Source organism: Sphingomonas pokkalii, assembly GCF_003096275.1.
Classification (GTDB): Bacteria; Pseudomonadota; Alphaproteobacteria; order Sphingomonadales; family Sphingomonadaceae; genus Sphingomonas; species Sphingomonas pokkalii.
The window spans coordinates 922,251-949,118 of record NZ_QENQ01000001.1 but is presented as its reverse complement, the minus strand read 5'-3'; the positions used below and the strand labels follow the sequence as shown (position 1 = coordinate 949,118).

25 protein-coding genes, 1 tRNA gene and 2 pseudogenes are annotated in these 26,868 nt (G+C 66.3%); 13 read left to right on the top strand and 15 right to left on the bottom strand.

Annotated features, from left to right (window positions below):
• Nucleotides 1–35 precede the first annotated feature (35 nt).
• Together DD559_RS04340 and DD559_RS04335 are read left to right on the top strand one after the other, a co-directional pair.
• Nucleotides 36–281 carry a type II toxin-antitoxin system VapB family antitoxin gene (locus tag DD559_RS04340; protein WP_116468103.1) on the top strand — a complete coding sequence of 82 codons (246 nt, stop codon included), beginning with the start codon at nt 36–38 and terminating at the stop codon, nt 279–281.
• Entirely contained in the window at nt 278–673 is a 396-nt protein-coding gene (locus tag DD559_RS04335) for a type II toxin-antitoxin system VapC family toxin (protein WP_116468102.1), read from the top strand. Before DD559_RS04340 ends, DD559_RS04335 begins: the two co-directional genes overlap by 4 nt.
• Before the next feature lie 3 nt (nt 674–676).
• Here the strand turns inward: DD559_RS04335 and gltB are convergent, their stop codons facing one another.
• From gltB to DD559_RS04310, 5 genes are all read right to left on the bottom strand, one after another.
• Nucleotides 677–5,194 (bottom strand): glutamate synthase large subunit, encoded by a 4,518-nt coding sequence (gltB, locus tag DD559_RS04330; protein ID WP_116468101.1) that lies wholly within the window; start codon nt 5,192–5,194, stop codon nt 677–679.
• Nucleotides 5,194–5,772 (bottom strand): DUF2059 domain-containing protein, encoded by a 579-nt coding sequence (locus tag DD559_RS04325; RefSeq protein WP_116468100.1) that lies wholly within the window; start codon nt 5,770–5,772, stop codon nt 5,194–5,196. Before DD559_RS04325 ends, gltB begins: the two co-directional genes overlap by 1 nt.
• Nucleotides 5,769–7,226: an NAD(P)-dependent oxidoreductase gene (locus DD559_RS04320; protein ID WP_116468099.1), complete on the bottom strand. Its 1,458-nt coding sequence runs from the start codon at nt 7,224–7,226 to the stop codon at nt 5,769–5,771. Before DD559_RS04320 ends, DD559_RS04325 begins: the two co-directional genes overlap by 4 nt.
• Before the next feature lie 122 nt (nt 7,227–7,348).
• Nucleotides 7,349–8,155 carry an undecaprenyl-diphosphate phosphatase gene (locus DD559_RS04315; protein ID WP_116468098.1) on the bottom strand — a complete coding sequence of 269 codons (807 nt, stop codon included), beginning with the start codon at nt 8,153–8,155 and terminating at the stop codon, nt 7,349–7,351.
• Nucleotides 8,156–8,225: 70 nt separating this feature from the next.
• Nucleotides 8,226–9,161 carry a complex I NDUFA9 subunit family protein gene (locus DD559_RS04310; protein ID WP_116468097.1) on the bottom strand — a complete coding sequence of 312 codons (936 nt, stop codon included), beginning with the start codon at nt 9,159–9,161 and terminating at the stop codon, nt 8,226–8,228.
• Between the two features lie 144 nt (nt 9,162–9,305).
• On the opposite strand from DD559_RS04310, the gene DD559_RS04305 reads away from it, so the two are divergent.
• Nucleotides 9,306–9,392: transfer RNA gene (locus DD559_RS04305), tRNA-Leu, on the top strand.
• A 39-nt stretch (nt 9,393–9,431) separates the two neighbouring features.
• Here the strand turns inward: DD559_RS04305 and DD559_RS04300 are convergent.
• A complete protein-coding gene (locus tag DD559_RS04300) occupies nt 9,432–9,782 on the bottom strand; it encodes a hypothetical protein (protein WP_116468096.1) in 351 nt (116 codons plus the stop codon).
• A 100-nt stretch (nt 9,783–9,882) separates the two neighbouring features.
• On the opposite strand from DD559_RS04300, the gene DD559_RS04295 reads away from it, so the two are divergent.
• Nucleotides 9,883–10,401, top strand: a complete 519-nt coding sequence (locus tag DD559_RS04295) for an AAA family ATPase (protein WP_116468095.1) — start codon at nt 9,883–9,885, stop codon at nt 10,399–10,401.
• Nucleotides 10,380–10,643: a hypothetical protein gene (locus tag DD559_RS19565; protein ID WP_165830974.1), complete on the top strand. Its 264-nt coding sequence runs from the start codon at nt 10,380–10,382 to the stop codon at nt 10,641–10,643. Before DD559_RS04295 ends, DD559_RS19565 begins: the two co-directional genes overlap by 22 nt.
• On the opposite strand, the pseudogene DD559_RS20070 reads toward DD559_RS19565, so the two are convergent.
• From DD559_RS20070 to DD559_RS04265, 6 genes and pseudogenes are all read right to left on the bottom strand, one after another.
• Nucleotides 10,568–10,783 (bottom strand): annotated as a pseudogene (locus DD559_RS20070) (conjugal transfer protein TraG); the annotation flags it as partial. The gene DD559_RS19565 and the pseudogene DD559_RS20070 overlap by 76 nt on opposite strands.
• Nucleotides 10,782–10,886, bottom strand: a pseudogene (locus tag DD559_RS04285) (electron transfer flavoprotein subunit beta/FixA family protein); the annotation flags it as partial. The pseudogenes DD559_RS20070 and DD559_RS04285, both read right to left, overlap by 2 nt.
• Complete coding sequence (bktB, locus tag DD559_RS04280; RefSeq protein WP_497006768.1) at nt 10,883–12,076, bottom strand: beta-ketothiolase BktB; 1,194 nt, start codon at nt 12,074–12,076, stop codon at nt 10,883–10,885. The gene bktB and the pseudogene DD559_RS04285, both read right to left, overlap by 4 nt.
• Before the next feature lie 204 nt (nt 12,077–12,280).
• Entirely contained in the window at nt 12,281–13,087 is an 807-nt protein-coding gene (locus DD559_RS04275; protein ID WP_116468093.1) for an enoyl-CoA hydratase/isomerase family protein, read from the bottom strand.
• Between the two features lie 122 nt (nt 13,088–13,209).
• Nucleotides 13,210–14,112, bottom strand: coding sequence for an acyl-CoA thioesterase (locus DD559_RS04270; protein WP_133243772.1), 903 nt, complete (start codon nt 14,110–14,112; stop codon nt 13,210–13,212).
• A gap of 77 nt (nt 14,113–14,189) precedes the next feature.
• On the bottom strand, nt 14,190–15,761 hold the full coding sequence (locus DD559_RS04265) for an AMP-binding protein (RefSeq protein ID WP_116468091.1): 1,572 nt from the start codon (nt 15,759–15,761) through the stop codon (nt 14,190–14,192).
• A 280-nt stretch (nt 15,762–16,041) separates the two neighbouring features.
• Here DD559_RS04265 and DD559_RS04260 point away from each other — a divergent pair, with 280 nt between their 5' ends.
• Nucleotides 16,042–16,464 (top strand): DUF6841 family protein, encoded by a 423-nt coding sequence (locus DD559_RS04260; protein WP_165830973.1) that lies wholly within the window; start codon nt 16,042–16,044, stop codon nt 16,462–16,464.
• A 68-nt stretch (nt 16,465–16,532) separates the two neighbouring features.
• Here the strand turns inward: DD559_RS04260 and DD559_RS04255 are convergent, their stop codons facing one another.
• Nucleotides 16,533–17,414: an SDR family NAD(P)-dependent oxidoreductase gene (locus tag DD559_RS04255; protein WP_116468089.1), complete on the bottom strand. Its 882-nt coding sequence runs from the start codon at nt 17,412–17,414 to the stop codon at nt 16,533–16,535.
• Between the two features lie 353 nt (nt 17,415–17,767).
• Between DD559_RS04255 and DD559_RS04250 the strand changes: the two genes are divergently transcribed.
• The 5 genes from DD559_RS04250 (at nt 17,768) to DD559_RS04230 (ending at nt 22,134) form a co-directional block, all read left to right on the top strand.
• Nucleotides 17,768–18,958 carry an epoxide hydrolase family protein gene (locus DD559_RS04250; protein ID WP_116468088.1) on the top strand — a complete coding sequence of 397 codons (1,191 nt, stop codon included), beginning with the start codon at nt 17,768–17,770 and terminating at the stop codon, nt 18,956–18,958.
• A gap of 42 nt (nt 18,959–19,000) precedes the next feature.
• Nucleotides 19,001–19,300 (top strand): DUF1330 domain-containing protein, encoded by a 300-nt coding sequence (locus DD559_RS04245; protein ID WP_116468087.1) that lies wholly within the window; start codon nt 19,001–19,003, stop codon nt 19,298–19,300.
• Between the two features lie 51 nt (nt 19,301–19,351).
• Nucleotides 19,352–20,125, top strand: a complete 774-nt coding sequence (locus DD559_RS04240; protein ID WP_116468086.1) for an SDR family NAD(P)-dependent oxidoreductase — start codon at nt 19,352–19,354, stop codon at nt 20,123–20,125.
• Between the two features lie 30 nt (nt 20,126–20,155).
• The gene (locus tag DD559_RS04235) at nt 20,156–21,364 is read left to right on the top strand and encodes a cytochrome P450 (protein ID WP_116468085.1); all 1,209 of its coding nucleotides are present in this window, start codon (nt 20,156–20,158) and stop codon (nt 21,362–21,364) included.
• Nucleotides 21,365–21,483: 119 nt separating this feature from the next.
• A complete protein-coding gene (locus DD559_RS04230) occupies nt 21,484–22,134 on the top strand; it encodes a TetR/AcrR family transcriptional regulator (RefSeq protein WP_116468084.1) in 651 nt (216 codons plus the stop codon).
• Nucleotides 22,135–22,192: 58 nt separating this feature from the next.
• On the opposite strand, the gene DD559_RS04225 is transcribed toward DD559_RS04230, so the two are convergent.
• Together DD559_RS04225 and DD559_RS04220 are read right to left on the bottom strand one after the other, a co-directional pair.
• A complete protein-coding gene (locus tag DD559_RS04225; protein ID WP_116468083.1) occupies nt 22,193–23,101 on the bottom strand; it encodes a crotonase/enoyl-CoA hydratase family protein in 909 nt (302 codons plus the stop codon).
• An 82-nt stretch (nt 23,102–23,183) separates the two neighbouring features.
• Nucleotides 23,184–24,719: an AMP-binding protein gene (locus DD559_RS04220; protein ID WP_116468082.1), complete on the bottom strand. Its 1,536-nt coding sequence runs from the start codon at nt 24,717–24,719 to the stop codon at nt 23,184–23,186.
• A 312-nt stretch (nt 24,720–25,031) separates the two neighbouring features.
• Here DD559_RS04220 and DD559_RS04215 point away from each other — a divergent pair, with 312 nt between their 5' ends.
• Together DD559_RS04215 and DD559_RS04210 are read left to right on the top strand one after the other, a co-directional pair.
• On the top strand, nt 25,032–25,802 hold the full coding sequence (locus tag DD559_RS04215; protein ID WP_116468081.1) for an NAD(P)H-dependent oxidoreductase: 771 nt from the start codon (nt 25,032–25,034) through the stop codon (nt 25,800–25,802).
• A 256-nt stretch (nt 25,803–26,058) separates the two neighbouring features.
• Complete coding sequence (locus DD559_RS04210; protein WP_116468080.1) at nt 26,059–26,859, top strand: SDR family NAD(P)-dependent oxidoreductase; 801 nt, start codon at nt 26,059–26,061, stop codon at nt 26,857–26,859.
• The last annotated feature ends 9 nt before the right edge of the window (nt 26,860–26,868 follow it).

Here is a 26,868-nt window from a genome sequence, read left to right as displayed (position 1 = left end):
ATATTTTAGAAGACATTCTAGAACGGAGCCGCAGCATGGCGCTCAGCATCAAGGACGAAGAGACCGACCAGCTGGTCCGCCGCTACGCGCGGGCCAAGGGGGTGAGCTATACCATGGCGATCCGGATGGCGGTGCGCGAGGCCATGGATCGCGACCGCAGCGGTGCAGATAGCTTCGCCGATAGGCTGAAGCGCGCGCAGGCCATCGCAGCCAGTCAGCCGCGCACTGACCGCACCGCCGACGACATAGTGGGATACGACGAGCACGGCCTACCGCGGTGATCGCGATAGACACCTCGGCACTGGTCGCCGTGCTCTTCGGCGAGCCCGAGGCGGACCGCATCGCGGCGCTGTTGGATGCGACCGACACCGTGCTGATCGGCGCACCGACGGCACTGGAATTTCGCATGGTGGTACTCGGGCAATCGACCCGCGCGGCCGCAGACGCCGGCTTGGCACTGATCGCCAAGCCGCCCTTCGTGGTCGTTCCGTTCGGCGAGGAGCACCTGCAGGTCGCCACCGACGCGTTCGACCGCTTCGGCAAGGGCCGACACCCCGCCCGGCTGAACTATGGCGACTGCATGGCCTATGCGGTCGCGGCGCTTGCGGATTGCCCGCTGCTCTTCAAGGGCGACGACTTCCGCCATACCGACGTGGCCGCCGCCCTCGATTGAGCCTTACTCCGCCGCCACGGCCTCGACCGTGTCGTTGAGCGGATGCGGCAGCCGGGTGAGCATTTCCTTCGGCACCACCTGCCAGAACTTGCCCGCCTCGCGGTCCCAATCCTCCAGCAGGCCCTTCGACCATTTGCTGTCGGTCGCCTCGGCATGCGCCTCGACCAGCGCCTTGAGCTTGGCTTCCCAGTGACTCGAGGCCAGCCGGTTCCAGGTGATGTTCTCCGGATTGGCGTGGCGTTCGAAGCTGCCGTCGACATCGTAGACGAACGCCATGCCGCCGGTCATGCCCGCGCCGAAGTTCATGCCGACCCGGCCCAGCACCACCGCGGTGCCGCCGGTCATATACTCGCAGCCATTCGCGCCGCAGCCTTCGACCACCACATCGGCACCCGAGTTGCGCACCGCGAAACGCTCGCCCGCCTGGCCTGCGGCGAACAGCCGGCCCGAGGTCGCGCCGTAGAGGACGGTATTGCCGATGATCGTGTTGTTCCACGATTCGATCGGCGAGCTGACCATCGGCCGCACCACGATCACCCCGCCCGACAGGCCCTTGCCGACATAGTCATTGGCGTCGCCGAACACTTCCAGCGTGATGCCCTTGCACAGGAACGCGCCCAGCGACTGGCCCGCCGAGCCGCGCAACCGGACATGGACGTGCCCGTCCTGCAGCGTCGACATGCCGAAGGTATTGGTCAACTCCGACGAGAGCCGCGTGCCCACCGCGCGGTGGGTGTTGCGCACCGAATAGGTGAGCTGCATCTTCTCGCCGCGCGCGAACACCGGCGCCGCATCCTTGATCATCTGCGCGTCGAGGCTGTCCGGCACCGCATTGCGGAAGGTGCTGAGGCTGAAGCGCCGCTCGGCATCGTCCGCATCCACCTTGGCGAGGATCGGGTTGAGATCGAGATCGTCGAGATGCTCGGCGCCGCGGCTGACCTGGCGGAGCAGCTCGGTGCGGCCGATCACCTCGTCCAGGCTCTTGCAGCCGAGCTTGGCCAGGATCTCGCGCACCTCCTCGGCGATGAAGGTCATCAGGTTGATGACCTTCTCCGGCGTGCCGACGAACTTGGCGCGCAGCTTCTCGTCCTGGGTGCAGACGCCCACCGGGCAGGTGTTCGAATGGCACTGGCGGACCATGATGCAGCCCATCGCCACCAGGCTGAGCGTACCGATGCCGAACTCCTCGGCGCCGAGGATTGCGGCGATGACGATGTCGCGGCCGGTCTTCAGCCCGCCATCGGTGCGCAGCTTGATGCGGCCGCGCAGGCCGTTGAGCGTCAGCGTCTGGTTGACCTCCGACAAGCCCATTTCCCAGGGCGTGCCGGCATATTTGATCGAGGTGAACGGCGACGCCCCCGTGCCGCCATTATGGCCGGCGACCAGGATGACGTCTGCGTGGGCTTTCGCCACGCCCGCCGCGACGGTACCGATGCCGGCGGAGCTGACCAGCTTCACGCACACCCGCGCGCGCGGATTGATCTGCTTCAGATCGTAGATCAGCTGCGCCAGATCCTCGATCGAATAGATGTCGTGGTGCGGCGGCGGGCTGATCAGCGTCACGCCCGGCGTCGCATGGCGCAGCTTGGCGATGAATTCGGTGACCTTGAAGCCGGGCAGCTGCCCGCCCTCGCCGGGCTTGGCGCCCTGGGCCACCTTGATCTCGATCTCGTCGCAGGCGTTGAGATATTCCGCCGTCACGCCGAACCGGCCCGAGGCGACCTGCTTGATCGAGGAGTTGGCGTTGTCGCCATTGTCATAGGGCTTGTAGCGCGCCGAATCCTCGCCGCCCTCGCCCGAGACGGCGCGCGCGCCGATCCGGTTCATCGCGATCGCCAGTGTCTCGTGCGCCTCGGGGCTCAGCGCGCCGAGCGACATGCCCGGCGTGACGAAGCGCTTGCGGATCTCGGTGATCGCCTCGACCTGGTCGATCGGTACGCCGGTTTCGGGGAAGTTGAACTCGAGCAGGTCGCGCAGATACACCGGCGGCAGATCGCGCACGCCGCGCGAGAAGGCGAGATAGCTCGAATAGCTGTCGTTCGACACCGCGGTCTGCAGCTGGTGCATCAGCTGTGCGGAATAGGCATGCGCCTCGCCGCCCGCCCGCTGGCGATAGAAGCCGCCAATCGGCAGCGTCGCCACCGCCGCGTCATAGGCGGCATCATGGCGCATCATCGCGGACAGGTGAAGCGAGGCATAGCCCTCGCCCGAGATCTTGGCCGGCATACCGGGGAACAGATCGTTCACCAGCGCACGGCTGAGACCCACGGCTTCGAAATTATAGCCGCCGCGATAGGAGCTGATCACCGCGATGCCCATCTTCGACAGGATCTTGAGCAGCCCCTCGTCGATCGCCTTGCGGTGGCGCTTGAGGCAGTCCGCCAGGCTGATGTCGCCGAACAGGCCGCGCGCGTGGCGATCGGCGATCACAGCCTCGGCCAGATAGGCGTTCACCGTGGTCGCGCCGACGCCGATCAGCACCGCATAATAATGCGTATCGAGGCACTCGGCCGAACGGACGTTGACGCTGGCATAGGAGCGCAGGCCACGCCGGACGAGATGCGTGTGCACCGCCGCCGCCGCCAGCACGCCGGCGATGGCCGCCTTGTCCGGGCCGCTATGCTCGTCGGTGAGGAACAGCTCGGTGCAGCCGGCGCGGACCGCCTGCTCAGCCTCGTGGCGGATGCGCTTGATCGCGAGCTTCAGCGACTCCGGATCGCCATCGGCCGCGAAGGTGCAGTCGATCTCGGCCGCGCTCGACCCGAAATGCGCGCGCAGCCGGTGCCAGTCGGCATTGGTGAGCACCGGGCTCTCCAGCACCAGCACCGGGCTGCCCGCCCCCTCGGTATCGAGGATGTTGGCGAGATTGCCGAACCGCGTCTTGAGCGACATCACATAGCGTTCGCGCAAGGGGTCGATCGGCGGGTTGGTCACCTGGCTGAAATTCTGCCGGAAGAACTGGCTGATCAGCCGCGACTTGGACGAGATCACCGCCAGCGGCGTATCGTCGCCCATCGAGCCGATCGCTTCCTTGGCCGTCTCGACCATCGGCGCGAGGATCAGTTCCATGTCCTCCAGCGTCTGGCCGGCGGCAACCTGGCGGCGCGACAGTTCGGCGCGCTCATAATAGGTCTCGGCCGGCGCTGGGGGCAGGTCGTCGATCGACAGGAAGCCCTGCACCATCGACGCGTAATCGGCCTCACCGGCGATCTGGTCCTTGATCGCACGGTCAGAGAGCAACTTGCCCTCGTCTAGATCGACCGCGATCATCTCGCCCGGCCCGAGCCGGCCCTTGGCGACGACGTTCGCCTCGGGCACCGGCACCATGCCGGTTTCCGAACCGACGATCAGCAGCCCGTCCGAGGTCTGGGTATAGCGCAAGGGACGCAGCGCGTTGCGGTCCATGCCGGCGACCGCCCAGCGGCCGTCGGTCATCGCGAGCGCGGCGGGGCCGTCCCACGGCTCCATCACGGAAGCGAGATACTGGTACATCGCGGCGTGCGCCGGCGGGGTATCCTCGTCCTGCTGCCAGGCCTCGGGCACCAGCATCAGCTTGGCAGTGGGCGCATCGCGGCCCGAGCGGCAGATCGCCTCGAACACCGCATCGAGCGCCGCCGTATCGGACGCGCCGGCAGGGATCACCGGCTTGATGTCCTCGCTCTGCTCGCCGAACGCGATGCTCGCCATCTTGATCTCGTGGCTGCGCATCCAGTTCTGGTTGCCGCGGATCGTGTTGATCTCGCCGTTATGCGCCAGGCAGCGGAACGGCTGCGCCAGCCACCATTGCGGGAAGGTGTTGGTGGAATAGCGCTGGTGGAAGATCGCGACGCGGCTCTCGAAGCGCGAATCCTTGAGGTCCGGGTAGAAGTCGGACAGCGATTCGGCGAGAAACAGCCCCTTGTAGATGATCGAGCGGCACGACAGCGAGCAGATGTAGAAGCCGCCGACCTGGGCCGCGATCACCCGCTTCTCGATGCGGCGGCGGATCAGGTAGAGCTGGCGCTCGAACTCAGCGGCATCCATCGCATCGGGCATCGGGCCCGCGATCATGATCTGCTCGATCTCGGGGCGCGTCGCCTGCGCCTTCATGCCGATCACCGACACGTCGACCGGCACCTGGCGCCAGCCATAGATGGTGTAGCCCGCTTCGATGATCTCGCTCTCGACGATGGTGCGGCAGGTCTCCTGCGCACCGAGATCGGTACGCGGCAGGAAGATCATGCCGACCGCGAGGCGGTTCGGCAGCACGCGGTGGCCGCTGCCGACGATCTGCTCGTCGAAGAAGCGCAGCGGCAGGTCGACATGGATGCCGGCGCCGTCGCCGGTCTTGCCGTCGGCATCGACGGCGCCGCGGTGCCACACCGCCTTCAGCGCATCGATCGCCGACTGGACGACGCGGCGCGACGACTGGCCGTCGGTGGCCGCGACCATGCCCACGCCGCAGGCATCGCCTTCATATTCGGGGCGGTACATGCCCTCGCGGGCGAGGCGCTCGCGCTCGGTTGCCAGCGTCTTGGTCATCACTTCTTGTCCTGTTCTGCGGCGAGCTTCGCCACCATCGCCTGGGCGCGTTCCATCGTGCTGCGGATCGACTTTTCCATCACCGCACGCTGTGCGGCGAGGACGTCGGGGTCCGTCATGACGGTGGAAGCCTGTTCGGCGTAGAGCTTGCCTGAAGGGGTATCGAAAAAGGCGCTGACATCGTGCAGCTGCGCGACGGTGAAGCGGCGTGCATAGGCACGCGCCATCGCGTCCAGCATCGTCGGCATCGATTCCTTGGTCAGCGCGACCGAATGCTTGAATTCATCGCCGACGAACCCGTCCAGCAGCGCCTCCGCCTTCGGATTGCTTGCGAACACCGCCTGCATTTGCGGCGACTGCACCATGGCGTTGCGAAGGTTTTCCATCATCGGCCGCATCATCTGATCGATCATCGAATCGATCCGCTCGGGCGGCATCGTCTTGGCGATCAGCGCCTTGGCGGCGGCGAGGCGTGCGGGATCGGGGGCCTGCGCGACGGGCGTGGCAGGCGCAGTCTGCGCCATAGCCCCAGCCGGCGCAGCCATGGCGATCAGCAGCGTGACGGCCAGCATCTTCATGCCAGGCTCGCTTCGCGTGCGGGGGCCTTTGCCTTGGCATGCGCCTTCATCCACGCATGCATATGCGCCGCCACGTCGCGGCCGTCGCGGATCGCCCAGACGACCAGGCTCGCGCCGCGGACGATGTCGCCGGCAGCGAACACGCCGTCCATGCTGGTCATCATCGTCTTGCCGTCGGTGCGCAGCGTGCCCCAGCGGGTGACGCCCAGTTCCTCGGCGCCGAACAGCTTGGGCAGATCCTCGGGCTCGAAGCCCAGCGCCTTGATGACGAGATCGGCCGGCATCTGCAGCGCGCCGCCCGGGTCGACTTCCGGCGCACGGCGGCCCGAGGCATCGGGTGCCCCCAGCCGCATCTTGGAGGCGCGGACGCCGGTCACCTGCTCGGTGCCTTCGAACGCCTCGGGCGCGGAGAGCCAGACGAACTCGACGCCTTCCTCCTCGGCATTGGCCACTTCGCGCTGTGATCCCGGCATGTTCGCCCGGTCGCGGCGATAGAGGCACTTCACCGAGGCCGCGCCCTGGCGGATCGCGGTGCGCACGCAGTCCATCGCGGTATCGCCGCCGCCGACAACCACGACATGCTTGCCCAGCGCATTGAGGCTGCCGTCCTCGAACGCCGGCACGCTGTCGCCGAAGCTCTTGCGGTTGGAGGCGGTGAGATAGTCGAGCGCATCGACAACACCCTTGGCCCCCACGCCCGGCGCCTTGATGCCGCGCGGCTTGTAGACGCCGGTGGCGACCAGAATCGAATCGTGCCGCTCGCGGAGTTCGCGCAGCGTCGCGTCGCGGCCGACCTCGAAATTGCGGTGGAAAACGATGCCGCCCTCCTCCAGCCGCTGCACACGGCGCATCACTACGTCCTTCTCCAGCTTGAAGCCGGGGATGCCATAGGTGAGCAGCCCGCCCGACCGGTCGTAGCGATCGTAGACATGGACTGCGTAGCCATAGCCGCGCAGATATTCGGCGGCGGCCAGGCCCGCGGGGCCCGCCCCGATAATGCCGACCGACTGGCCGCGGTCGCGCCCGACCTGCACCGGCTCCACCCAGCCTTCGGCCCAGGCGGTATCGGTGATGAACTTCTCGACCGAGCCGATCGTCACCGATCCGTGGCCCGAGAATTCGATCACGCAATTGCCTTCGCACAGCCGGTCCTGCGGGCAGATACGGCCGCAGATCTCGGGCATGGTCGAGGTGCTGTTGGAAAGCTGATAGGCCTCCTGCAGCCGCCCCTCGGCGGTCAGGCGCAGCCAATCGGGAATGTGGTTGTGCAGTGGACAGTGCACCGAACAATAGGGCACGCCGCACTGGCTGCAGCGGCCCGCCTGCGATTCCGCTTCGGGTACCGCATAGCGTTCCGCGATCTCGCGAAAGTCTTCCGCACGCAGCTGGGCGGGGCGCTTGGCCGGATACGCCTGCGCGCGTCCGACGAATTTGAGCATGGGATCGTCAGCCATGCCGTCCCCGTACAGGAGAGCGGCAGAACGATAAAGACAGCAATACTTACCTATCTGGGTTCAGAGAGGCAAAATGTGCAGGGAGAGGGTTCTTTTCTCGCAAAAATAAGGCCATTTCGGCCCTATCGAACGGAAAGCCAAATCAACGCAGCGACTCCCGCAACAATACGATAATAGGCGAAGGGCGTGAAGCCGTGCTTGCTTACGATGCCGACAAACCATTTGATCACCGCCAGCGCGACCACGAACGCAACGACGAACCCGACGCCGATCTCACCCCAGCCCACGCCGCTCGTAACCAGCATCTCGCGATTCTTGAGCAGTTCCAGCGCGGTCGCGCCCAGCATCGTCGGGATGGCGAGGAAGAAACTGAACTCGGCGGCCGTGCGACGCTCGACGCCCAGTGAAAGCGCGCCCATGATCGTCGCGCCGGAGCGGCTGACGCCCGGCACCATCGCCAGACACTGGACGAAGCCGATACCGATCACGCGCACCACCGGGATCTCGGCGATGCCGTGGATCGTCGCGGCCTTGACCAGCCGCTCGATGACGAGGATCGCGACGCCGCCAACGATCAGCGCCCAGGCCACCACCTTCGGCGCACCGAGCAGCGCCTCGATATGCTTGTGCAGCACCAGCCCGATCACGGCGGCGGGAATGAAGGCGATCAGCAGGTTGCGCACGAACCGGATCGACACCGGGTTGCGCTTCAGCAGCCCCTCCAGCACCGCCCAGAAGGTGCGCCAGTAGAGCACCACCACCGCCAGGATCGCACCCAGCTGGATGACGACGTTGAACATCGCCCAGCGTGCCGAATCATAGCCCATCAACTCGCTGGCGAGGATCAGGTGCCCGGTCGAGGAGACCGGCAGGAACTCGGTAACGCCTTCGACGATGCCGAGCAGGATCGCCACCAGCAACGTGGTCATGGAAAGGGCTCCTTCAAGGGGTCGCGCCGGGCGACCCCCTGCAAGGCGCCGCCCGGCAGGGGGAACGGGATCAGGCGGTCGCGCGGAAGCGGCTGAAGCGGCCGGCCTGGCGGAAACGCACCAGCCAGCTCGGCGCCACCGTCGCCAGCGGCGTCGGCTGCACGCCCAGCGCGGCGAGACCCTCGGCACCCGCCGGCACGACATTGTCGGCCTGCAGCATTGCGAACTGATCGCGCGTGATCGGCGTGCCGGGCAGCGCGGCGATCAGGCCGCTGAGCGAGTCGGGCAGTTCGACGAAGCACGGCGTGCGGCCGATCGCCCCGGCGATCCAGCGCATCAGCGCGGTCATGCTCAGCACGTCGGGTCCGCCCAGCGCATAGGTTTTGCCGCCATGCGCCGCCGGATTGGCGAGCGCCGCGGTCACCGCCTGGGCAACGTCGGAGACGAACACCGGCTGGAACTTCGTCTCGCCGCGGACCACCGGCACCACCCCCAGCGGCGCCCCTGCGATCATGCCGGCGAAGCGGTTCACGAACGCATCTTCCCGGCCGAACACGATCGAGGGACGCAGGATGGTCGCGCCTGGGAACGCGGCGAGCACGGCCTGCTCGCCGGCCGCCTTGCTGCGGCCATAGGCCGAAGGCGAACCGGCATCCGCGCCGAGCGCCGAGAGGTGCACCAGCGCCGACGCACCGGCAGCCTTGGCGGCCTCGGCGACGTTGCGGGCGCCGTCGACATGCACCTTCTCGAAATCGCCCGAGAGGATGCCGACGAAGTTTACCACCGCATCGCTGCCTTGCAGGGCGCGAGCCAGCGTTTGCGGCTTGGTGATGTCGCCGACAACGAGTTGGGTCTGGCCCAGATTGCCCTGGGTCTTCAGGAACCACGCGTCGCGCGGCTTACGCTCGACGACGCGGACGCGCGCACCGGCGCTCAGCAGCTCCTGCGCCACGTAGCGGCCGAGAAAGCCCCCACCGCCGATCAGGGTTACCAGCCTGTCCTTCATCTTCCGCCTCACTGCCTCGCGAACCTGCGGCCCCAATGCCGTGTGGAGGGCTAAACGGCAAGCGCGACGCGAAGTCCAATATTTTTCGCAGAAAGTCGTTGACACCCCCCGCAAAGCTCCACTAGAGGCGCCGGCCTACCCCGTGCCCAGATGGCGGAATTGGTAGACGCACCAGCTTCAGGTGCTGGCGATCGCAAGGTCGTGGAGGTTCGAGTCCTCTTCTGGGCACCACTTCCCCTTAGGGGGAGGTAATCATTGGATTTCTGTAGCTTACGGCAGTCGGTGGCACATAAACCTGTCACAGAAGAGGCTCGCGACGTGTCGCGGAAATCCAACCTGATCCAGCGAAATGGGCGCTGGTCCTTCAACAAGGCGTACCCCAAGGAGCTGTGGCCGGTCGTAGGTCGCGCGCCTTTCCGTCTTGCGCTGAATACGGACGGCTTGGAGCAGGCGCAGCGCCTCCGTGGCTTCGCCGAGCAGCGGTATTGGGCAGCCGTTGATGAAGCCCGCAAGCGGTTGGGCGAAGTCGTCGCACGCCCCCTCACCAGCATCGAAGCCGTTGCCATCGTGTCCCGATGGTTCCTTCAGCGAAACGAAGAGCTGGACCACTCCCATCTTCATGAGCCCACCCCCCACGTCATCCTGGACGAGGTCAGAAACGAGCTGACGTACAGCGAACGCGAGCTGTCACGGCGCTTGGCGGACGGAGACATTCAGGGGTTTGGCGCGCTTGCGTCGAGGGTGCTGGAGGCGGAGACGTGGTCAACTGCTGTCCCCGTGGCTCCGCGAACAGGAAAGCTGCCTCGTCTGGGCGGCGGCAGGCGTGGGGAAGACGATGTTCACCTTGTCTCTGGCCCTCGCCATCGCGGGCGGCGGGAGCCTGATGGGCTGGACCTCGCAGCGTCCCCGCCGGGTCCTGCTGATCGACGGCGAGATGCCGTTGGACGACCTGCAAGAGCGCCTGCGGATGCTGGCGGGCACCATCGAGGGCATCGACCTAGGCGCGGCCGGTACGAACCTCACCGTTCTCGCCCGCCATGGCCAGTCACCGGACGCCATCTTCCCCGACTTCGGGAAGGAGGAAGAGCAGGACGCGAACCTTGCCCTGGTCCGCTCCTACAGGCCCGACGTGGTCATTCTGGACAACCTCACGCCTCCTCGGTCACCCGCGAGGATGCGCGCGGCGTCGTCGCCATGCTGCGCGACTTGCCGGCTGGGATGGGCCGCCATGCCGCCCTGAAAGGGCTGTCGGTGCCGCAGGCTATCGAGGCGGGCAAACGCCTGAAGATCGAGTCTATCAAGCCGGCAACGATCAACCGCGCCTACCTTGCGCACATCGCCGCGCTCTTCAAATGGGCCCTGAAGGAAGGCTGGATCACCAGCACGCCCTTCACTGGCCTGGCGGTCAGCATGACACCTGCGTCGCCATGGAGCCCGGCGCGCTCAATTTCGCGAGAGCTCGCCCACCGCGCCGAACCATAGGTGGTGACGTTGCTCGAACGGCGCGCACGCCAGAGCGAACCGAAGATCGCCGCCGCGCAGCCGATGAAGCCGCTGGCGCCGGCCAGCATGCCAGCCTTGTCGAAGACGACCGGGGCATAGGCATCATAGTGATACCGCCATGCTCTTCTTGACGTTCGCCAGATCGACGCCCGTCCCGTCCGCTTTCACGCGGGGCTTCACGTTGTAATCAAGCACCCGCTTGACCGGTACCAGGACCTTCATGCGCGCGCCTCCATACGTTCGATGACCATCGCGATACCCTGCCCGCCGCCGATGCACATGGTGATCAGGCCATAGCGCCCGCCGATCCGCTGCAGTTCATACAGTGCTTTCACCAGGGTGATCGCACCGGTCGCGCCGATCGGATGGCCGAGCGCGATGCCGCTGCCGTTGGGATTGACCTTGGCCGGATCGAAGCCCAATTGGGCCGCCACCGCGCAGGCCTGGGCGGCGAAGGCTTCGTTGGCCTCGATCACGTCGATCGCGGCCAGTTCCAGCCCGGCGCGGCGCAGCGCGATCGGCACGGCTGCGACCGGGCCGATCCCCATGATCTGCGGATCGACACCGGCATGCCCCCAGCCGAGGATCCGCGCCACAGGCTGCAAGCCGCGCGCTTCGACCGCGCTTGCCGACGCGAGCACCACTGCAGCCGCGCCATCGTTGAGGCCCGAGGCATTGCCCGCGGTCACCGATCCGTCGCGGCGGAAGGCGGGGCGCAGCGCCGCGAGGCTTTCCGCCGTCGTCTCGGCGCGGACATGCTCGTCGGTGGCAAACACCGTGATGCCCTTGCGCGTGCTGACCTCGACAGGGACGATCTGCGTTTCGAACCTGCCTTCGGCGATCGCGCGGGCGGCGCGGGCGTGGCTTTCGGCGGCCAATGCGTCCTGGGCTTCGCGCGAGACCTCGAAGCGATCGGCGACATTCTCCGCCGTGATCCCCATATGGACGGCGTCGAACGGATCGGACAGCGCGCCCACCATCATGTCGAGCATCGTCGTCTCGCCCATCTTGGTGCCCCAGCGCATGCCGGTAGCGAGATAGGGCGCGCGGCTCATGCTTTCGGCGCCACCGGCCACGGCCACGCCGATCTCGCCCAGCGCGATCATCTGCGCCGCCGAGATCACCGCCTGCAGGCCCGAGCCGCACAGCCGGTTCAGCGTGAGCGCAGGCGCAGCATAAGGAATGCCGGCGCGGACCGCCGCAACGCGTGCCAGATAGGCATCGGACGGCAGCGTCGGGATCACCTGCCCCATCACGACATGCTCGACATCGGCCGGAGACAGCGCGGCCCGGCGGACGGCCTCGCCGATTACCGTCGCGCCCAGATCCGCGGGAGGAACGTCCTTCAAGGCGCCACCAAAGTCGCCGATCGCCGTTCGGGCGCCCGCCAGAATGAAGATTTCTTCTGCCACCTGACCTTGTCTCCTTCTCGCGCGAATGCCCCCGCGCATCGGCCGGCCGAGCCGGCCTTTGGTGCGGGCGATCTAAAGGAGAAGCGCGCGAAACCGGAAGCAAGGACATGCTGCGGTGCGCAAAGATCACCCACGCGATGGCCGACGCGGCGCGCGCGTTCTGGATCAGCGCGCCCCGCGGTACATGCCGTAGTGGATACCAGCTCAGGTGAGCGTGAAGTTCGGCGCCCGCTTCTCCCAGAACGATTGGCGCTTCTCCTTGGCATCCTCGGTGGACTGCGCGATCATCACCGCACGGTTCTCCAGTTCGATTGCCGCTTCCAGGCTGCCGGCCGACTGGTTCAGCCACAGCGACTGTTTCGTCAGCCAGACGCCCAGCGGCACATTCACCATGATGCCACGCGCGATCGTCAGCGCCTCGTCCATCAGCCCGTCCGGCTCCACCGCGCGCAGGATCAGGCCGATCCGTTCCGCCTCTTCCGCTTCCACCGGCCGGGCGGTGAGCAGAATCTCGGCCGCACGCTGGCTGCCCACGGCCTTGCTTACGAGATAGGAGAGACCGAACTCAGCACCCGTGGCAGCGTTATGGATGGTGTTGATGAACTTCGCACCACGAACCGCGATGCACATGTCCGATGCCATCGCCAGCGTATATCCCACGCCTGCAACCGTGCCGTTGACGGCGCAGAGGATCGGCTGGGGCAGGGTCCGCATCGCCAGCGGGATGCGGTTCAGCCACAACATGCCCTGCCGATTGGCGTAGGGCTTGCCCAGCCCCTCCCGCGCATGGGGGAACGGGCCGGCGCTCTTGAGATCGTGGCCCGAACAGAAACCGCGCCCGGTTCCGGTCAGGATCACCACCCGCACATCGGGATCGGCGCGCACTTCCTCCAGCTTGCCGAGGAGCGCGGTGTAGATGTCCCAGTTCAGCGCGTTCAACACATCGGGGCGGTTGAGCGTCATGCGCAGGACACCCTTTTCGGGCGTGTCGAACAGGATCGGATCGGTCATCGCAGCAACTCCGGCGGGATCTTGAAGCCCGCTGACTTGCACGGGATAGGATGCCCGGTCCACGCGGCGCGCCCCGTCTGCGCGGATATCATGTCAGGGATGGGTGCCGCGCCGGACGGCCGCTATTCCAACGCGGCCTTGGGGCGAAAAAGCGCTTCCTGCACGACGCTGGCGATCAGCCGTCCGGCGCGGTCGAGCAACAGCCCGCGCGTGAGGCCGCGCCCCTCCCCCGCTTGCAGACCATCGCAATCATAGAGGAGCCAGTCGTCGCAGTGCGGCGGGTGATGAAACCACATGGCGTGGTCCAGGCTCGCCACCGATAGGCGCGGGGAACGATATTGGATAGGGTGCGGCAGCAACGCCGCGCCCGAGAATAGAAAGTCCGACAGATAGGCCAGCAGCGCCTGCTGGATGGCAGGATCGTCGCAGCCGGCAGCACTCGGAACGCGAACCCAGAACTGGCGGTGCGCGGAAGGGTCCGGCGCGCGCATTCGTTCATGGTCGACCAGGCGGACTTGCAACAGCGGGAAAAGCCTTGCCGCCACCACGATGTTGCCGAGCCCGTCCATCTCGCCCTCCACCGGCATCGCGGCGATATCCGCCAGGCTTTCCGGCGGCGGCACATCCGGCAGCGTCGCAACCTGATGCGCAAGGCCGGATTCGGCATCGTGAAAGGAACATTCCATGTGGAAGATCGCCCGGTCGCCCTGGCTCGCCACGACGCGGCGGGTCGAGAAACGGCCGCCGTCGCGGGTCCGCTCGACGTCGAACGCGATGCTTCGCCGCGCCGATCCGGCACGCAGGAAATAGGCGTGCATCGAATGGCAGCGACGCCCCTCCACCGTCCGGCTCGCCGCCGCCAGCGCCTGGGCAAGCACCTGGCCGCCGAACAGATGATCGTTGCGCGCGATTTCGCTGAACCGGTTGCAGAAGCGATCCGGCCCGACCTGCACGAATTCGAGCAGGCGGATCGCGTCCGCCCCCGGCAAGGCCTCGGCGATCGCGCTCGGTTTCTGTGCGGCCATGCCTGTCTCCACTTCGTTGCTGTGCTTGGTCGCCGGCAAGCCGCGTGCGCAGCCGCCATCCTGAGGTTCCAGGGGCTTCAGGCCATCGCCCTCAGATCCATCTTGGCGATCTTGCCGGTGGCATTGAGCGGCAGCGCATCCAGGAAGCGGACGGACCGCGGCACCTTGTAGTTCGCCATTTCCGCCTTGCACCAGGCGATCACGTCGGCCTCGGCCAGCGCCGTGCCCTTCTCCGGGACGACGAAAGCAAGGCCCACCTGCCCCAGGCGCTGATCTTCCACCCCGATCACCGCAACCGCCGCGATCCCGGGCATCTGCGCCAGGATGCGCTCGATCTCCGCAGGATAACAGTTGAAGCCGCCCACCAGATACATGTCCTTGATGCGGTCCGTAAGGTGCAGGTTCCCGGCCGCATCGAGCCAGCCCGCGTCGCCGGTGAGGAGAAAGCCGTCCTCGGTGAACGCTGCTGCCGTGGCTTCGGGATTGTCGAGATAGCCGGGCGTGATCTGCGGCCCCCGCACCGCCACTTCCCCCACGGTGCCGAGCGGCACTTCCCGGTACGCCGCATCGAGGATCTTCATCTCGATGTTGCTCAGCGGGTGGCCCACCGTGGTGGCGATCACTTCGGGCGGATCGTCGTCATGGGTGATCGTGAGCGAACCGGCCGCTTCGGTAAGGCCATATCCGGTCTGCACGATGGTGCCGGTCCCAAGCTGCGCGCGCATGTCCTCGATCAGGCGGACGGGTACGACGGTTCCGCCGACCGCCATCATCTTCAGGCTGGACAGATTCGTGCTCGCGCGATCGGGGTGATCGAGCAGTGCCTGCGCGACGGGCGGCGCCGTGGGCAGCATCGTCACGCCCTCCTTCTCGATCAGGCGGAGCAAGGCGCCTGCATCGAACGTGCGGGCAGGGATGATGCGCACGCCATTCAGCAACGACGCCTGCCAACCGGCACGATAACCGGCATTGTGCGCGAACGGAAAGGTGACCGCGAACACGTCGTCCGGCGTGAAGCGGTTGATTTCGGCGAGCTGGATGTCGCAGGCGATCAAGCTCTTGCGATGCGTGGTCAACACCCCCTTGGGGCGCCCGGTGGTGCCCGAGGTGAAAATGATGTCCGAAAGATCGGCGCCCGAGCCGGCGGCGATACGGGCGTCGAGCACGGCATCGTCAACGCGGTGCGGCGAAGCGCGAAGCGCAGCGAGCGACTGCAGCCGGTCGCCTTCGGGCCGGGCCCCCTCCTCGAAGAAAACGATCCGCTCCAGCGCCGGCAGATCCTGCGCCAGCAGGGCCTCGACAAAGTCGAAATCGCCGAACCCGGGATCACAGAAGATCAGCCTGGCGCCGGCATCGTTCAATATCCCCGCCACTTCGCGGCCGCGCAGCCGGGTGCCGACCGGAACCAGCACGCCGCCCGCCGCCTGGATCCCCAATGCCGCGATCACCCATTCCGTGCGGTTGACGGCCCAGATCGCGACGCGGTCGCCGCGCTCGATCCCCAGCCCGATCAGCGCCGCCGCCACCTCGCGGCTCGCCTGTTCGAGCGCACGGTAGGTCAGGTGCGCCTCACCCTCCGTGATCGCGACACGCTCCCCATGGATAGCAACCGTCTGCTGGAACCGATGATAGAGTGAAGGATCGTCCATGATGCCACCGTCTGTTGCTGTGTTGCACCTGCGGGCCCGGTCCTGGCACCGCCCATCGGCCGCCAGGATGCCACCCCAAATCCCGCGTGCGAGAGGCGCCGCCAGTCTATAGAAACCGAATCGCCGCAGCACATCCTTCTCGCGGACCGCCGCGGTTCGAAATCAGCGGGTTGATAAGGCGCGCCGCGAGCGCGGTTCTGCGCGCGGCACGATTGCGATGCTCCCATGCTCGGGCACAAGAGCCGCTCAGGCAGATTGGCTTGCCCAGGGAGCTTCACCGATGACCGATCAGGATTCCGTCGCCGCCGTTCAAGCGCTCTTGTTCGACTATATCGAGAAGTTCAATTCCGGCGACTTCACCGCCGCCGCCGCTTCCTATCACTTCCCCTTTTCGTGGATCATCGGCACCGGAATCGCGACCGCCTTCACGGCAGAGGACTTCATCACGCGGATGCACGCGATGCGGGACGGGCTTCTGGCGCAGGGGTTCGAACGAAGCGAGCTCGTCGCCTGCACTGTCCGGATGCTGGGGGCCGATGCCGCGCTGGCGGGCGTCGAGGTCGTCCGGCATTTCGGCGATGGCCGCGAAACCGAAACGACCGGCGGCACCTACACCGTGCATCATGACGGCGCGCAGTGGCGCCTGGCCAACATCATCGGCCACCCGATCGAAGCCATCGTGGGAAGGGGCGGCGCCGACTGACCGGCACCGCCCCAACCAAAACGGCGCGATCCGATCGCGCCGGCAGCCCAAGCCGCCGGCGCGCGGGATCAATGGCCGGGGAAGAGAAGCTTGATGGAATCGCCCAGCGGCGCCGGGCAATAGCCACCCCCCGGCCAATCGATGAAGCCCGATGCCGCGGAGGTGCCGCCATCGACATTGATGTTCACGCCGGTGATCGAACGCGACAGGTCCGAAGCCAGGAACACCACCGTGTCGGCCAGGTCGTCGGGAGTCGCCGCGGTTCCCCGGGGGATGTACATGGCCATCGCCTTTTCGATCACCTCGGGCGGCGTCTCCATCATCACGGCGGTCAGTTCCGGCAGCAGCGCGTTGGCGTTGCCGTTGCTCGGCGTGGTATCCGGCGTGATTTCGTTGACCCGAATGTTGCGGCGGGCGAACTCGACGGCGAGCGCGCGGCGAAGATTGGCGTTCGCGGCCTTGGCACCGGCATAGACCGAGAAGGTGGCGGCCCCGCGATAGGCCTCGATCGTGGTGAAATTGATGATGCTGCCGCCGGTCGTGCGCCGCTCGATCAGCGGCACCGCGAGACGGATCGACTGGATGACATAGCCGAAATTGCGTCGGATATCCTCCGCGTCCTGCTCGTCCGTGCCGGTAAGGAAATCGCGCTGCCGCACGCCGCCCGCGACGTTGACGACGATATCCAGGCGATCGAACGCCGCCCCGGTCTCGGCGTAGAAATCGCGCACATTGTCGCTGGAAAGGACGTCGCCTTCGAACGCGAGACAGCGGCGCCCCAGCGCCTCGACGGCAGCCTTGGTCTCCGCAAGCGCCGCGCCGTCCTTGTCGAACACGGCAATGTCGACCCCCATGCGCGCCAGTCCCAGCGTGGCCGCCGCACCGATCCCGCCACCGCCACCAAGCAGCGCCGCGACCTTGCCATTCAGATTGGCTTTTTCGTCCAGCATCGACCTCTCCTCACTCTACTTTCCGACCCGAAATCATGGGATCCCGGCCGTGCCCGGACGGTCCAGAACATATGGCAGGACAGGCGTCACGCTCCCGCGAGCGTGGCAGCTGCCCCTTGCAATGCACCGATCGTTCCGAATGCAAGCTGGCCGGGCAGTTCCCCCGGGTCAACGCCGATGCGGCTCCATGGCCGTCATTCATCCGGTGCATGATTTAGCGCGGAGAAACCGTTCACGCCGAACGGTGAACGGCACCCGCCTTCACCCTTATGATATTCGCTGCACCGGCTGGCGCCCGCCTGCCCGCAGAGGCAATCAAACAGCCTAAAGGACGTACAAGACAAGGAGAGCCCATGCCCACGGCGGTGCCGTTCACGATCGCCATTGCGGAATCGCGGCTCTCCTGGATTCAGGATCGTGTGCGTGCCTTTCCGTGGGACAGCGTTCCGGACGCGGGCGGCTGGGGTGCAGGGATGGCGAAGGACACACTTCGTCGCATCGTCGACCATTGGGCGAACGGCTATGACTGGCGCGCCGAGGAAGCTGCGCTCAACGGCCTGCCCCAGTTCCGGGCGGAGACCGATCAGGGGCGGCTTCATTTCGTGCATCTGCGAAGCCAGGCCGGCGCGACGCGTCTGCCGATCCTTCTTCTCCATGGCTGGCCGGGTTCTTTCGCCGAATTTCGCGACGTCGCGCCACGGCTGGCCCATCCCGAACGATTTGGCGGCACGGCCGCGGACGCGTTCGATCTCGTAATCCCGTCGCTGCCGGGCTTCGCCTTCTCCGACAAGCTCCGCGCCCCGATCGGTGCCCGGACGATCGCCGGCATGATGCACCATCTGATGACCCGCACCCTCGGTTATGAACACTATATCGTCCAGGGCGGCGACTGGGGCAGCGCGATCGGCAGCTGGATCGCGCACGACTATCCTCAGGCCTGTATCGGGCTGCACCTCAACATGGCGATACTGAGCCATGGCGGCGCACGCGCGGAAACCGAAGCGGAAAAGGCCTATCGCGCCGAACAGGCCCGCTCGCGCGACAGCGAAGGTGCCTATGCCCAGCTCCAGCGCACCAAGCCGCAGACGCTCGGCTTCGCGCTGGAGGACAGCCCGGTCGGGGCGGCCGCCTGGATGCTGGAGAAATTCGTCGCATGGTCGGACCTGCCGCATGTCGACGGCACACCGGACCTGGAGGCAGTCCATTCGATCGACCGCCTGCTGACCAACGTGATGCTTTACGTCGCGACCGGCAGCATGACCACGTCGACCTGGATTTATCTGGGAAATACCCACGATAACGCGGTGCTGCTCGAACATCCCGTCACGACGCCGACGGCGGTCGCGGCGTTCCCCGATCCGGTGTTCTCGCCGCCGCCCCGAAGCCTGGCGGAAAAGAGCTACAACATCGTTCGCTGGACACCGATGCCGCGCGGCGGACACTTCGCCGCGATGGAGCAGCCCCAGGCGTTCGCGGCCGATCTTCGCACCTTTGCAGAAACCATCGCCGCGCCGCCGAAAGCCGGGACGCATCCATCGCCTTGACAACACCGCGCTCCGCTCAACCTCGAAGAGAAAGAACACGCCATGTCCGCCCATATGATCGCCATGCTGTATGCCGAAGACTTCAGCTGGATCGGCGAATATTCTGCCAACGTTCCCCAGATCGTCCGCAAATATGGCGGCGACTATGATTTCGTTTCGGCCGGCATCATCGAGCGGCCCGAAGGCGAGATGCCGATACCCACCGGCATCGGAACCTTCATTTTTCCGTCGCGCGAGGCGATCAGGGACTTCCTGAACTCGGAAGAATACCGCCCGTACGTCGAATTGCGGAACCGCCACTCCAAAACCGAGATTCTGATTTTCGACGGCCGATCGGATTGATCCGGGCCTCGCGCGCATAACGGATCTGGTCTGCAGGCACCGGGGGCGGCCATGAAGCTGGGAATTGAAGGAAAGCGGGCGCTGGTCACGGCCAGCAGCAGCGGAATCGGCAAGGCCGTGGCGCAACGGCTTTCGGCCGAAGGCGTCCAGATCGTCATTCATGGCCTGGACCGCCGCAGCGTCGACCAGACGGCGAGCGCGATCATCGGCGACGGGGGAAGCGCCGAACGCGTGGTCGGCGATCTTTCGACGCCCGAAGGCGCCGCCGCGATCGTTGCCGAAGTCGCGGCGCGGGGCGACATCGACATTCTGGTGAACACGGCGTTCGAGCAGGGAGACGATGCGCCGGACTGGCTTTCGACCCCCGAACTGGGCTGGGAGCGGTGCTATGCGACCAATGTGCTGAGCGCCGTGCGGACGATCCGCGCCTTCGTTCCGGCGATGCGCCGCAAGGGCTGGGGCCGCATCATCAACCTCAGCGGGGCCAGCCCTTTCCTGCCCTCCGCCGATATCCCCGATTTCCAGGCGAGCGCAGCGGCGCTTGCCAATCTCACCATCAGCCTCGCCCGCTCGCTGGGAGGCACCGGCGTGACCGCGAACCTCATCAGCCCCGCCCCGATCCTCGCCGTCGGCCAGCGCGCCCCTTCGGCACGGCCGTCGTCGAAGGAAGGCAATCGCACGGGCCGGCTCACGCGGCAGCCCGACAAGACGGAGGAGTTCAGCGCCGCGGCCGCCTTGCTGGCAAGCAGGCTGGCCGATTCGACGACGGGGACGAACCTCCACATCGGCGGCGACAACACCCATGCGCTGCCGACCACCCATTAGCGCCGCGATCGCCTATCGAAAGGACCTGCAATGCAGACCACCCTCGCGCCGATACCGGCCCATGTCCCGCAAGCGCTTGTCCGCGACGTGGACATCTTCGCCATTCAGGCGATCGACCCGGACCTCCACATCGCCCTTAAGCAGTTGCAGGACGAAAGCCCCTCGCTGATCTATTCACCGCGCAATGGCGGCCACTGGATTCCGATGCGGGCGCACGTGATCGAACGCGTCCTGAGCGACCAGGAAGCCTTTATCAGCGGCGGCGCCTGGGTTCCGCCCAATCCGCCGGGTTCGCTTCCCCTGATCCCGATCCAGTCCGACGGTCAGCTGCATCGCGCCTATCGGAGTTTCATCATGCCCTATGTCCTCGGCAAGCCGCTGAAGGACGCCATCGACAGGGCGCGCGCGCTGGCGATCGAACTGGTGGAGGGGCTGCGCGACAAGGGCGCGTGCGACTTCACTCGCGACTTCGCGCAGCACCTGCCCATCGAGGTGTTTCTGTCGCTGGTCGACCTCCCCAGCGAGGACCGGCTGTTCCTGTCCGAACTGGCGGAAGTCGTGCGGATGCCCGATCCCGCCACGCGGATGGAAGCCTATGGCAGGATGTACGCCTATATCGCCGAGAAGGTCGACGAACGCATCGCGAACCCGGGCAGCGACATGATCAGCCGCATCGCCAATGGCGAAGTGCTCGGCCGCCCGATGACCCGCGACGAGATCGTCGGCGAATGCGCGCAGGTGCTGTTCGGCGGGCTCGACACCGTGGCATCGATGATGGGCTTCATCGCCGCCCACATGGCCGCCAATACACCGCTTCGGCGGCGTCTATGCGCCGAGCCCCAGCTGATTTCGCAGCGTATCGACGAGATCATCCGGCGCTTCGGCGTCGCCGGGCCCGCCCGCCAGGCCGCAGCGGACGTGGAATTCGACGGCATTCAGGTGAAGGCAGGCGACCCGATCTTCATCGCCACCGCGTTGCATGGCCTCGACGAGCGCCGCTGGACGGATCCACTGGTGATCGACCTCGACCGCAGCGCGACCGGACCGGACTTCCAGACCTTCGGCAGCGGCCCGCATCGCTGCCCCGGCGCCGCGCTCGCGCGCAACGAGATGATCCTGTTCCTCGAGGAATGGCTGAAGCGCATCCCGGACTTCGCCCTGGTTCCGGACAAGCCGATGATCAGCGGCTCGGGCAGCGTGATGGGCGTGCTGTCGCTGCCCCTGCAATGGGAGGTGTGATCGCACGGCAGGCGCCCGTTGCACGTCTGGACAGGATTGCAGCCCCCCGCCTAAGAATGGTGCAGCCAGAGCGACAAGATGCCGCCTGAACAGACCTTGACCCTTTGCGAGTAGATGCCGTGTCGGACGCGCCCGAAACCTATGTCTCGCAACGCGAGATGACCGGGAAGCATAGTCGTCGTCGCCAGCAGGCGATCGACATGGCCGCCGCGATCTTCGCGCGAAGCGGCTATCAGGGCGCGAGCACGCGGGCGATCGCCGATGCGCTGGGGATCAAAGTTGCGAGCCTCTACTTCCACATCGCTTCCAAGGAAGAAGCGCTGGCGGAGATCTGCCTGCTGGGCATGGAGCGCTCGCAAGGCTATCTCGATCAGGCCTGCGAAAAGGCGACGCTGGCCGAGCAGATCCGCCACTTCTTCAAATGCCAGCGCGAAGACCTGATCGAGCATGCCGATTATGTGATCGTCGCGATCCGCGAGCGCGCCCAGCTGAGCGAGCCAGCGCTGCTGCGGATTCGCAGCATGACCGCGCGGTTCCGCGCGACGATGGACCGGATGTTCGAGCGCGCCGCCGAGCGCGGCGAACTCGATCCCGCACTGACGCCGCGCCATTGCCGCTTCATCATGATCGGCACGCTGCGCGGCATCAGCGAGATGCACCTGAGCGGCCTCGATCTGTCGTCCAACAACATCATGGACAAATGGGTCGAGACGCTGATTCGCGGCATCGTCGCGAAGAATCGCCAGGAAGGCGGCGCGCGCGCCGACTAAGGCCCGCGCGCTCCCATGCCGGCCCCAGCGGTCCGACGCGGGAGTCGCACGGGTTCGATCAGCGCTCGGCGCGCAGCCGAATAACGCTGTCGCCGAACGGGCCGTCGCGGTTGGCGAGCGCCTGCTTCAGCCCGCCTTCGCGCATGTCCGAGCGGAAGCGCATCCGCGCCGGGCCGGTGCCGAGATGGGCTCGGGCATCCATTTCCCGGGCGAAGCGCTGGACGGTCATCATCCCCATCTGCTCCATGGCGATGTTGACGATGCGTTTCTGGGCGGCGGCGAGTTCCGGATCGACCAGCGCCACGCGCTGCGCCAGGTTCATCGCGAACGCGTCGATCTCGTTGGCCGGTACTGCATCGAGCACCAGCCCGATTTTGGCAGCGTCGCGGCCCAGGATGACGTCGCCGGTCAGCAACAGGCGCTTCGCCCATTGCGGCCCGACATGATAGGTCCACATGTGCGACGGCGGCGACCCGTTGGCGCGGGTGGCCGGGAAACCGATCTTGGCGTCGTCGGCGGCGACGATCATGTCGCAGCGAAGCGCGAGATCGGTCCCGCCCGCGAGGCAATTGCCGTGAATCTTCGCGATCACCGGCTTGTGCATCGACAGGATCAGGTCCGGGATCGCCTGAAAGCGCTCCATCCCCCAGCAGTCGTTCTCGAAGCTGCCATAGGCCGGTCGATAGTCGATCCCCGCCGCTTCGGCCGCCTCGCCCTGCCAGTCCTCGTAGGAAGAGGTGAGATCATAGCCGGCGCAGAAGTCCTTGCCCGCACCTTCCAGCAGGACGACGTTGACATCCTGCCGATCGTCGGCCTCGAGCAGCGCATCGCGCAATTCATAGACGAGCCGGTGCGACAGCGCATTGCGCTTTTCCGGCCGATTCAAGGTGACTCGAGCGACGGCGCCCACGATCTCGAAGAGCAGGCACTGCGGCTTGCGCAGCCATTTGCCCGAATAATCCTGCATTCCAATCCTCCTGAAAAGATGGGGCAGCTTATCCGGGGGCGGGGAGCGATCTCACCTCGAAAACACCGACGATCGGCCGAAATTACATGCGTGCTACCCGCGCGGCCCGCAGATCCCCGCGCCGCACCTTTCCGGCATCGTCGCGGATGCGATCATGGGTGAATTCAACCGATCGCGGCCGCTTGAACGGAGACAGCCGCTCGAATACCCCGGCCAGGAACGCGAGCCCGTCTTCCGGTGCCGCAATGCCCCCGCGCAATTCGACGATCGCGTGCAGGCGATTGCCGCGGTCCGCATCGGGCAGGCCGATCACTGCGCAGCACAACACCGCGGCATGGGATTCGATCGCCGCTTCGATTTCCGCCGGATAGACGTTCATGCCGGCAACCACGACCATGTCGGTGCGTCGATCCGCGATGTAGAGATAGCCGTCCGCATCCAGCCAGCCATGATCGCCAAAACCGTCCAGTTCCCCCCGGATGCGGCTGTCCGCACCGATATAGCTGTATTTGGTGCCCGGCCCCACCGCCGGCCGCCGGAAATGCACCTCGCCCACCTGATGCGGCGGAAGCTGGTTGCCGGCATCGTCGAGGATGACGATCTCGTCGCCCGACACCGGCCTTCCGACCGAGCCGGGATGCGCCAGCCATTCGTCCCCGAAGATCATCGTGGCGCCGATGCGTTCGGTGCCGCCATAGACTTCGAGCACGTGCTGCGCGCCGATCCGGTCGATCCACCAGCGCTTGATATCCGGTGGGCACGGTGCGGCAGCATGGAACAGGACCTGGATCGAGCCGAGGTCCGCCGCTTGCGTGATCTCGACGGGCAGCTTGGCGATCCGGCTCATCATCGTCGGAACCATGTTGACCGAATGGGGGCGGTGCGCCTCGACCAGGCGCAGCCATTCGACGGGGTCGAACTGCTCCATGCAGACGACCTTGCTGCCCTCCGCCAGCGGCAGGATCGCGTAATTATACGGCCCGGTATGATAGAGCGGCCCGCCGTTCAGGATGGTGATGCCGCTCGGGCGGAAGATCGAGGCCTTGTCCGCCCCCCATGTCGATGGCAGCGGGTCGACGATCAGCTTCGGGCGCCCCGTACTGCCGCCGCTGGCGAGGATCTTTCCAGGCTGGGCGATGGCGGGCGGCAAGGGCTCTCCCGGCAGGTCCTGGAGCGAGACGGTATCGACGTTGACGAAGGCGCACGACGCCGAGGGGGTCTGGCTGTCCCCCACCAGGCAGCGCGGATCCACCAGCGCCAGGATCGCATCGAACTCGGCCTGGACGAGCCGGAACGATATGGGACACGGCGTCGCCCCCAGTTTCCAGGCTGCATACATCGCCTGAATGCATTCCGGCCGGTTGCGCATACAGACGACGACCCGATCGCCCTGTCCCACGCCGATCGACTGGAGGTGCCGCGCCAGCCGGTTGGCTGCTCGATCCAGCGCGGCAAAGCTCAGTTGCTGCCCGCCAAGGACCAGCGCGGTCGCGTCGCCGTTGCGCTCGGCATAGGCCGACAACAACATGCCGAGCGGCGCACCGTCGCGCGGCCTGCCGTCCTCGTCCAGATACGCATCGAGGCCGGAAATCGATACGCGCGTGACGTGCCCTGGCATCTCAGTCCCCTTCGACCGCGAGGGTATCTAGTCTGGCGGGGGGATCAGCACCACGGCCAACCTGTCGCGACGCACCTTCATCACATTGGAGATCGCGCGCGCCCCTGCCCACCCGCCGCGCGGCGCACCATTACACTGGTGATATCACCGCAAACCGCGCCCCCGAAAACGACACAAATATTTGATATTAATGTATTTTACTAAACATCGACCAGGCTCGTCTGATTGACATGGTCATGAGCCGCTTCCTAACTGGCGAGGACGCGGGGGCGTACGACTTCCGCACCATTCCATCTGCCGAAAGCCCAGCCGATGAACGTTCTGATTGTATCCGCCCATCCGGATCCGGCATCCCTCACCGTCGCACTGCGCGACGTTGCCGCAGACCAACTCCGCGCCGCAGGCCACGCCGTGCAGGTGAGCGACCTGTACGCCATGAACTGGAAGGCCGCGGTGGATCGTGCCGACTTCCTGCACCTGACCGCAGACGAGCAGATGCGCCCGCCGGTCGCTTCGATGCAGGCGGCAGCGGCAGGTACGCTGACCCGCGACGTGCTCGACGAGCAGGAGAAGGTGCTGTGGGCCGACGCGGTCATCTTCTCGTTCCCACTGTGGTGGTTTTCCGTGCCGGCAATCCTGAAGGGCTGGATCGACCGGGTATGGTCGTCCGGCTTCGGCTACCAGAATGGCGGCGAACGCTACGGCGCCGGTCGACTGGCCGGAAAGCGCGCGATGGTGATGGTCACGATCGGTGGCCGGGAATCGCATTACAGCGATCGAGGCATCAACGGGCCGATCGACGACCTCCTGTTCCCGATCAACCACGGCATGCTCTATTATCCGGGCTTCGACGTGCTGCCGCCCTATGTGGTCTATCGCACCGATCGCATGGACGAAGCACGCTTCCAGGAGACCTCGAGGGAGATCCGGGAACGGATGGCAAGCCTGTTCACCATCGCGCCGATCCCGTTCCGACCCCAGGCGGGGGGCGATTATGTTGATAAGCTGGTGGAGCTGAAGGAAGAGATCGCCGCCACGGCACCCCGCGGCTTTGCCGCGCATCTCGATCATCGCCGGACGTAGCGCAATCCACGTGCGCCCGGCGCGCAGCACCGCGCGCACGTTTCCTTTCGCCGGCAGCAAACGCATCGCCCTCCTGCGGCAGGATCGGGCGCGTCTGGATGCGCGTTGGGCGTTGATTTCGGCCGAATCTATCTAGGATGTAATCTAGATCCGGCCGCGTTGACATCGCATCGGTCCGTGCCTCTCTTCTATCCCCGACAGCAGCCAAAACGGCGCGAGCGTCCCGCAAGACGAACTTCGAGGATACCGTTACACCATGCAATTGCTCGATACTTTGTTTGGCCTTCACGACAGGACGGCACTCGTCACGGGCGCCGGCAGCGGGCTCGGCCGCGTGATCGCGGAAGGCTATGCGCAGGTAGGCGCGCGCGTGATCTGCGCCGACGTCGTGCAGGATCGCGTCGACGAGGTCGTGGCGGCGATCGTCGCCGCAGGCGGCGAAGCGGAACCCTGTCTCCTCGACGTCTGGGACGAGCAATCCGTGGCCGACGCCGCCGCACGGGTGGGGGATGCGCCGCTCGACATCCTGGTCAATTTCGCCGGGGTCGCGACGCCGCCCACGCTGACGCACGAACTGTCGACCGAGGACTGGCAACGCGGCATCGGGATCAGCCTTACCGGCACCTTCTGGATGACCCGCGCCTTGCTGCCGAACCTGCGCGTGCGCGGCGGCTCGATCATCAACGTCGCCTCCATTCTGGGGCTTGGCGGCTATTTCCCGGGCTTTGCCGCCTCCAGCGCCGACTATGCCGCCGCCAAGGCGGGAGTCATCGGGCTGACCCGCCAGGTTGCGGTCGAATATGCAGCGGAGAAGGTCCGCGCCAACGTCATCGCACCTGGCTGGCATGGCGGCACGCGCCTCGGCGCCGGCCGTCGCGAGCGGCGCACGGCCGAGGAGGAGGAGCGCTTCTACGCGGAAATGCACCGGCGGATTCCCATGCAGCGCCGCGGCGAAGCACAGGAAATCCTGGGGCTTGCCCTGTATCTCGCCGCACCGGCGTCGGCCTATCTCACCGGGCAAGTCATCACGCAGGACGGCGGCTGGACGGCATGCTGAAACCAGCCC

Coding starts and splice junctions, on each gene's coding strand:
- DD559_RS04340 (WP_116468103.1), top strand. CDS start 36: ATGGCGCTCAGCATCAAGGACGAAGAGACCGACCAGCTGGTCCGCCGC.
- gltB (WP_116468101.1), bottom strand. CDS start 5,194: ATGACCAAGACGCTGGCAACCGAGCGCGAGCGCCTCGCCCGCGAGGGC.
- DD559_RS04325 (WP_116468100.1), bottom strand. CDS start 5,772: ATGAAGATGCTGGCCGTCACGCTGCTGATCGCCATGGCTGCGCCGGCT.
- DD559_RS04320 (WP_116468099.1), bottom strand. CDS start 7,226: ATGGCTGACGATCCCATGCTCAAATTCGTCGGACGCGCGCAGGCGTAT.
- DD559_RS04315 (WP_116468098.1), bottom strand. CDS start 8,155: ATGACCACGTTGCTGGTGGCGATCCTGCTCGGCATCGTCGAAGGCGTT.
- DD559_RS04310 (WP_116468097.1), bottom strand. CDS start 9,161: ATGAAGGACAGGCTGGTAACCCTGATCGGCGGTGGGGGCTTTCTCGGC.
- DD559_RS04300 (WP_116468096.1), bottom strand. CDS start 9,782: ATGAAGATGGGAGTGGTCCAGCTCTTCGTTTCGCTGAAGGAACCATCG.
- DD559_RS19565 (WP_165830974.1), top strand. CDS start 10,380: ATGGGCCGCCATGCCGCCCTGAAAGGGCTGTCGGTGCCGCAGGCTATC.
- DD559_RS04275 (WP_116468093.1), bottom strand. CDS start 13,087: ATGACCGATCCGATCCTGTTCGACACGCCCGAAAAGGGTGTCCTGCGC.
- DD559_RS04270 (WP_133243772.1), bottom strand. CDS start 14,112: ATGGCCGCACAGAAACCGAGCGCGATCGCCGAGGCCTTGCCGGGGGCG.
- DD559_RS04265 (WP_116468091.1), bottom strand. CDS start 15,761: ATGGACGATCCTTCACTCTATCATCGGTTCCAGCAGACGGTTGCTATC.
- DD559_RS04260 (WP_165830973.1), top strand. CDS start 16,042: ATGACCGATCAGGATTCCGTCGCCGCCGTTCAAGCGCTCTTGTTCGAC.
- DD559_RS04255 (WP_116468089.1), bottom strand. CDS start 17,414: ATGCTGGACGAAAAAGCCAATCTGAATGGCAAGGTCGCGGCGCTGCTT.
- DD559_RS04250 (WP_116468088.1), top strand. CDS start 17,768: ATGCCCACGGCGGTGCCGTTCACGATCGCCATTGCGGAATCGCGGCTC.
- DD559_RS04245 (WP_116468087.1), top strand. CDS start 19,001: ATGTCCGCCCATATGATCGCCATGCTGTATGCCGAAGACTTCAGCTGG.
- DD559_RS04240 (WP_116468086.1), top strand. CDS start 19,352: ATGAAGCTGGGAATTGAAGGAAAGCGGGCGCTGGTCACGGCCAGCAGC.
- DD559_RS04235 (WP_116468085.1), top strand. CDS start 20,156: ATGCAGACCACCCTCGCGCCGATACCGGCCCATGTCCCGCAAGCGCTT.
- DD559_RS04225 (WP_116468083.1), bottom strand. CDS start 23,101: ATGCAGGATTATTCGGGCAAATGGCTGCGCAAGCCGCAGTGCCTGCTC.
- DD559_RS04220 (WP_116468082.1), bottom strand. CDS start 24,719: ATGCCAGGGCACGTCACGCGCGTATCGATTTCCGGCCTCGATGCGTAT.
- DD559_RS04215 (WP_116468081.1), top strand. CDS start 25,032: ATGAACGTTCTGATTGTATCCGCCCATCCGGATCCGGCATCCCTCACC.
- DD559_RS04210 (WP_116468080.1), top strand. CDS start 26,059: ATGCAATTGCTCGATACTTTGTTTGGCCTTCACGACAGGACGGCACTC.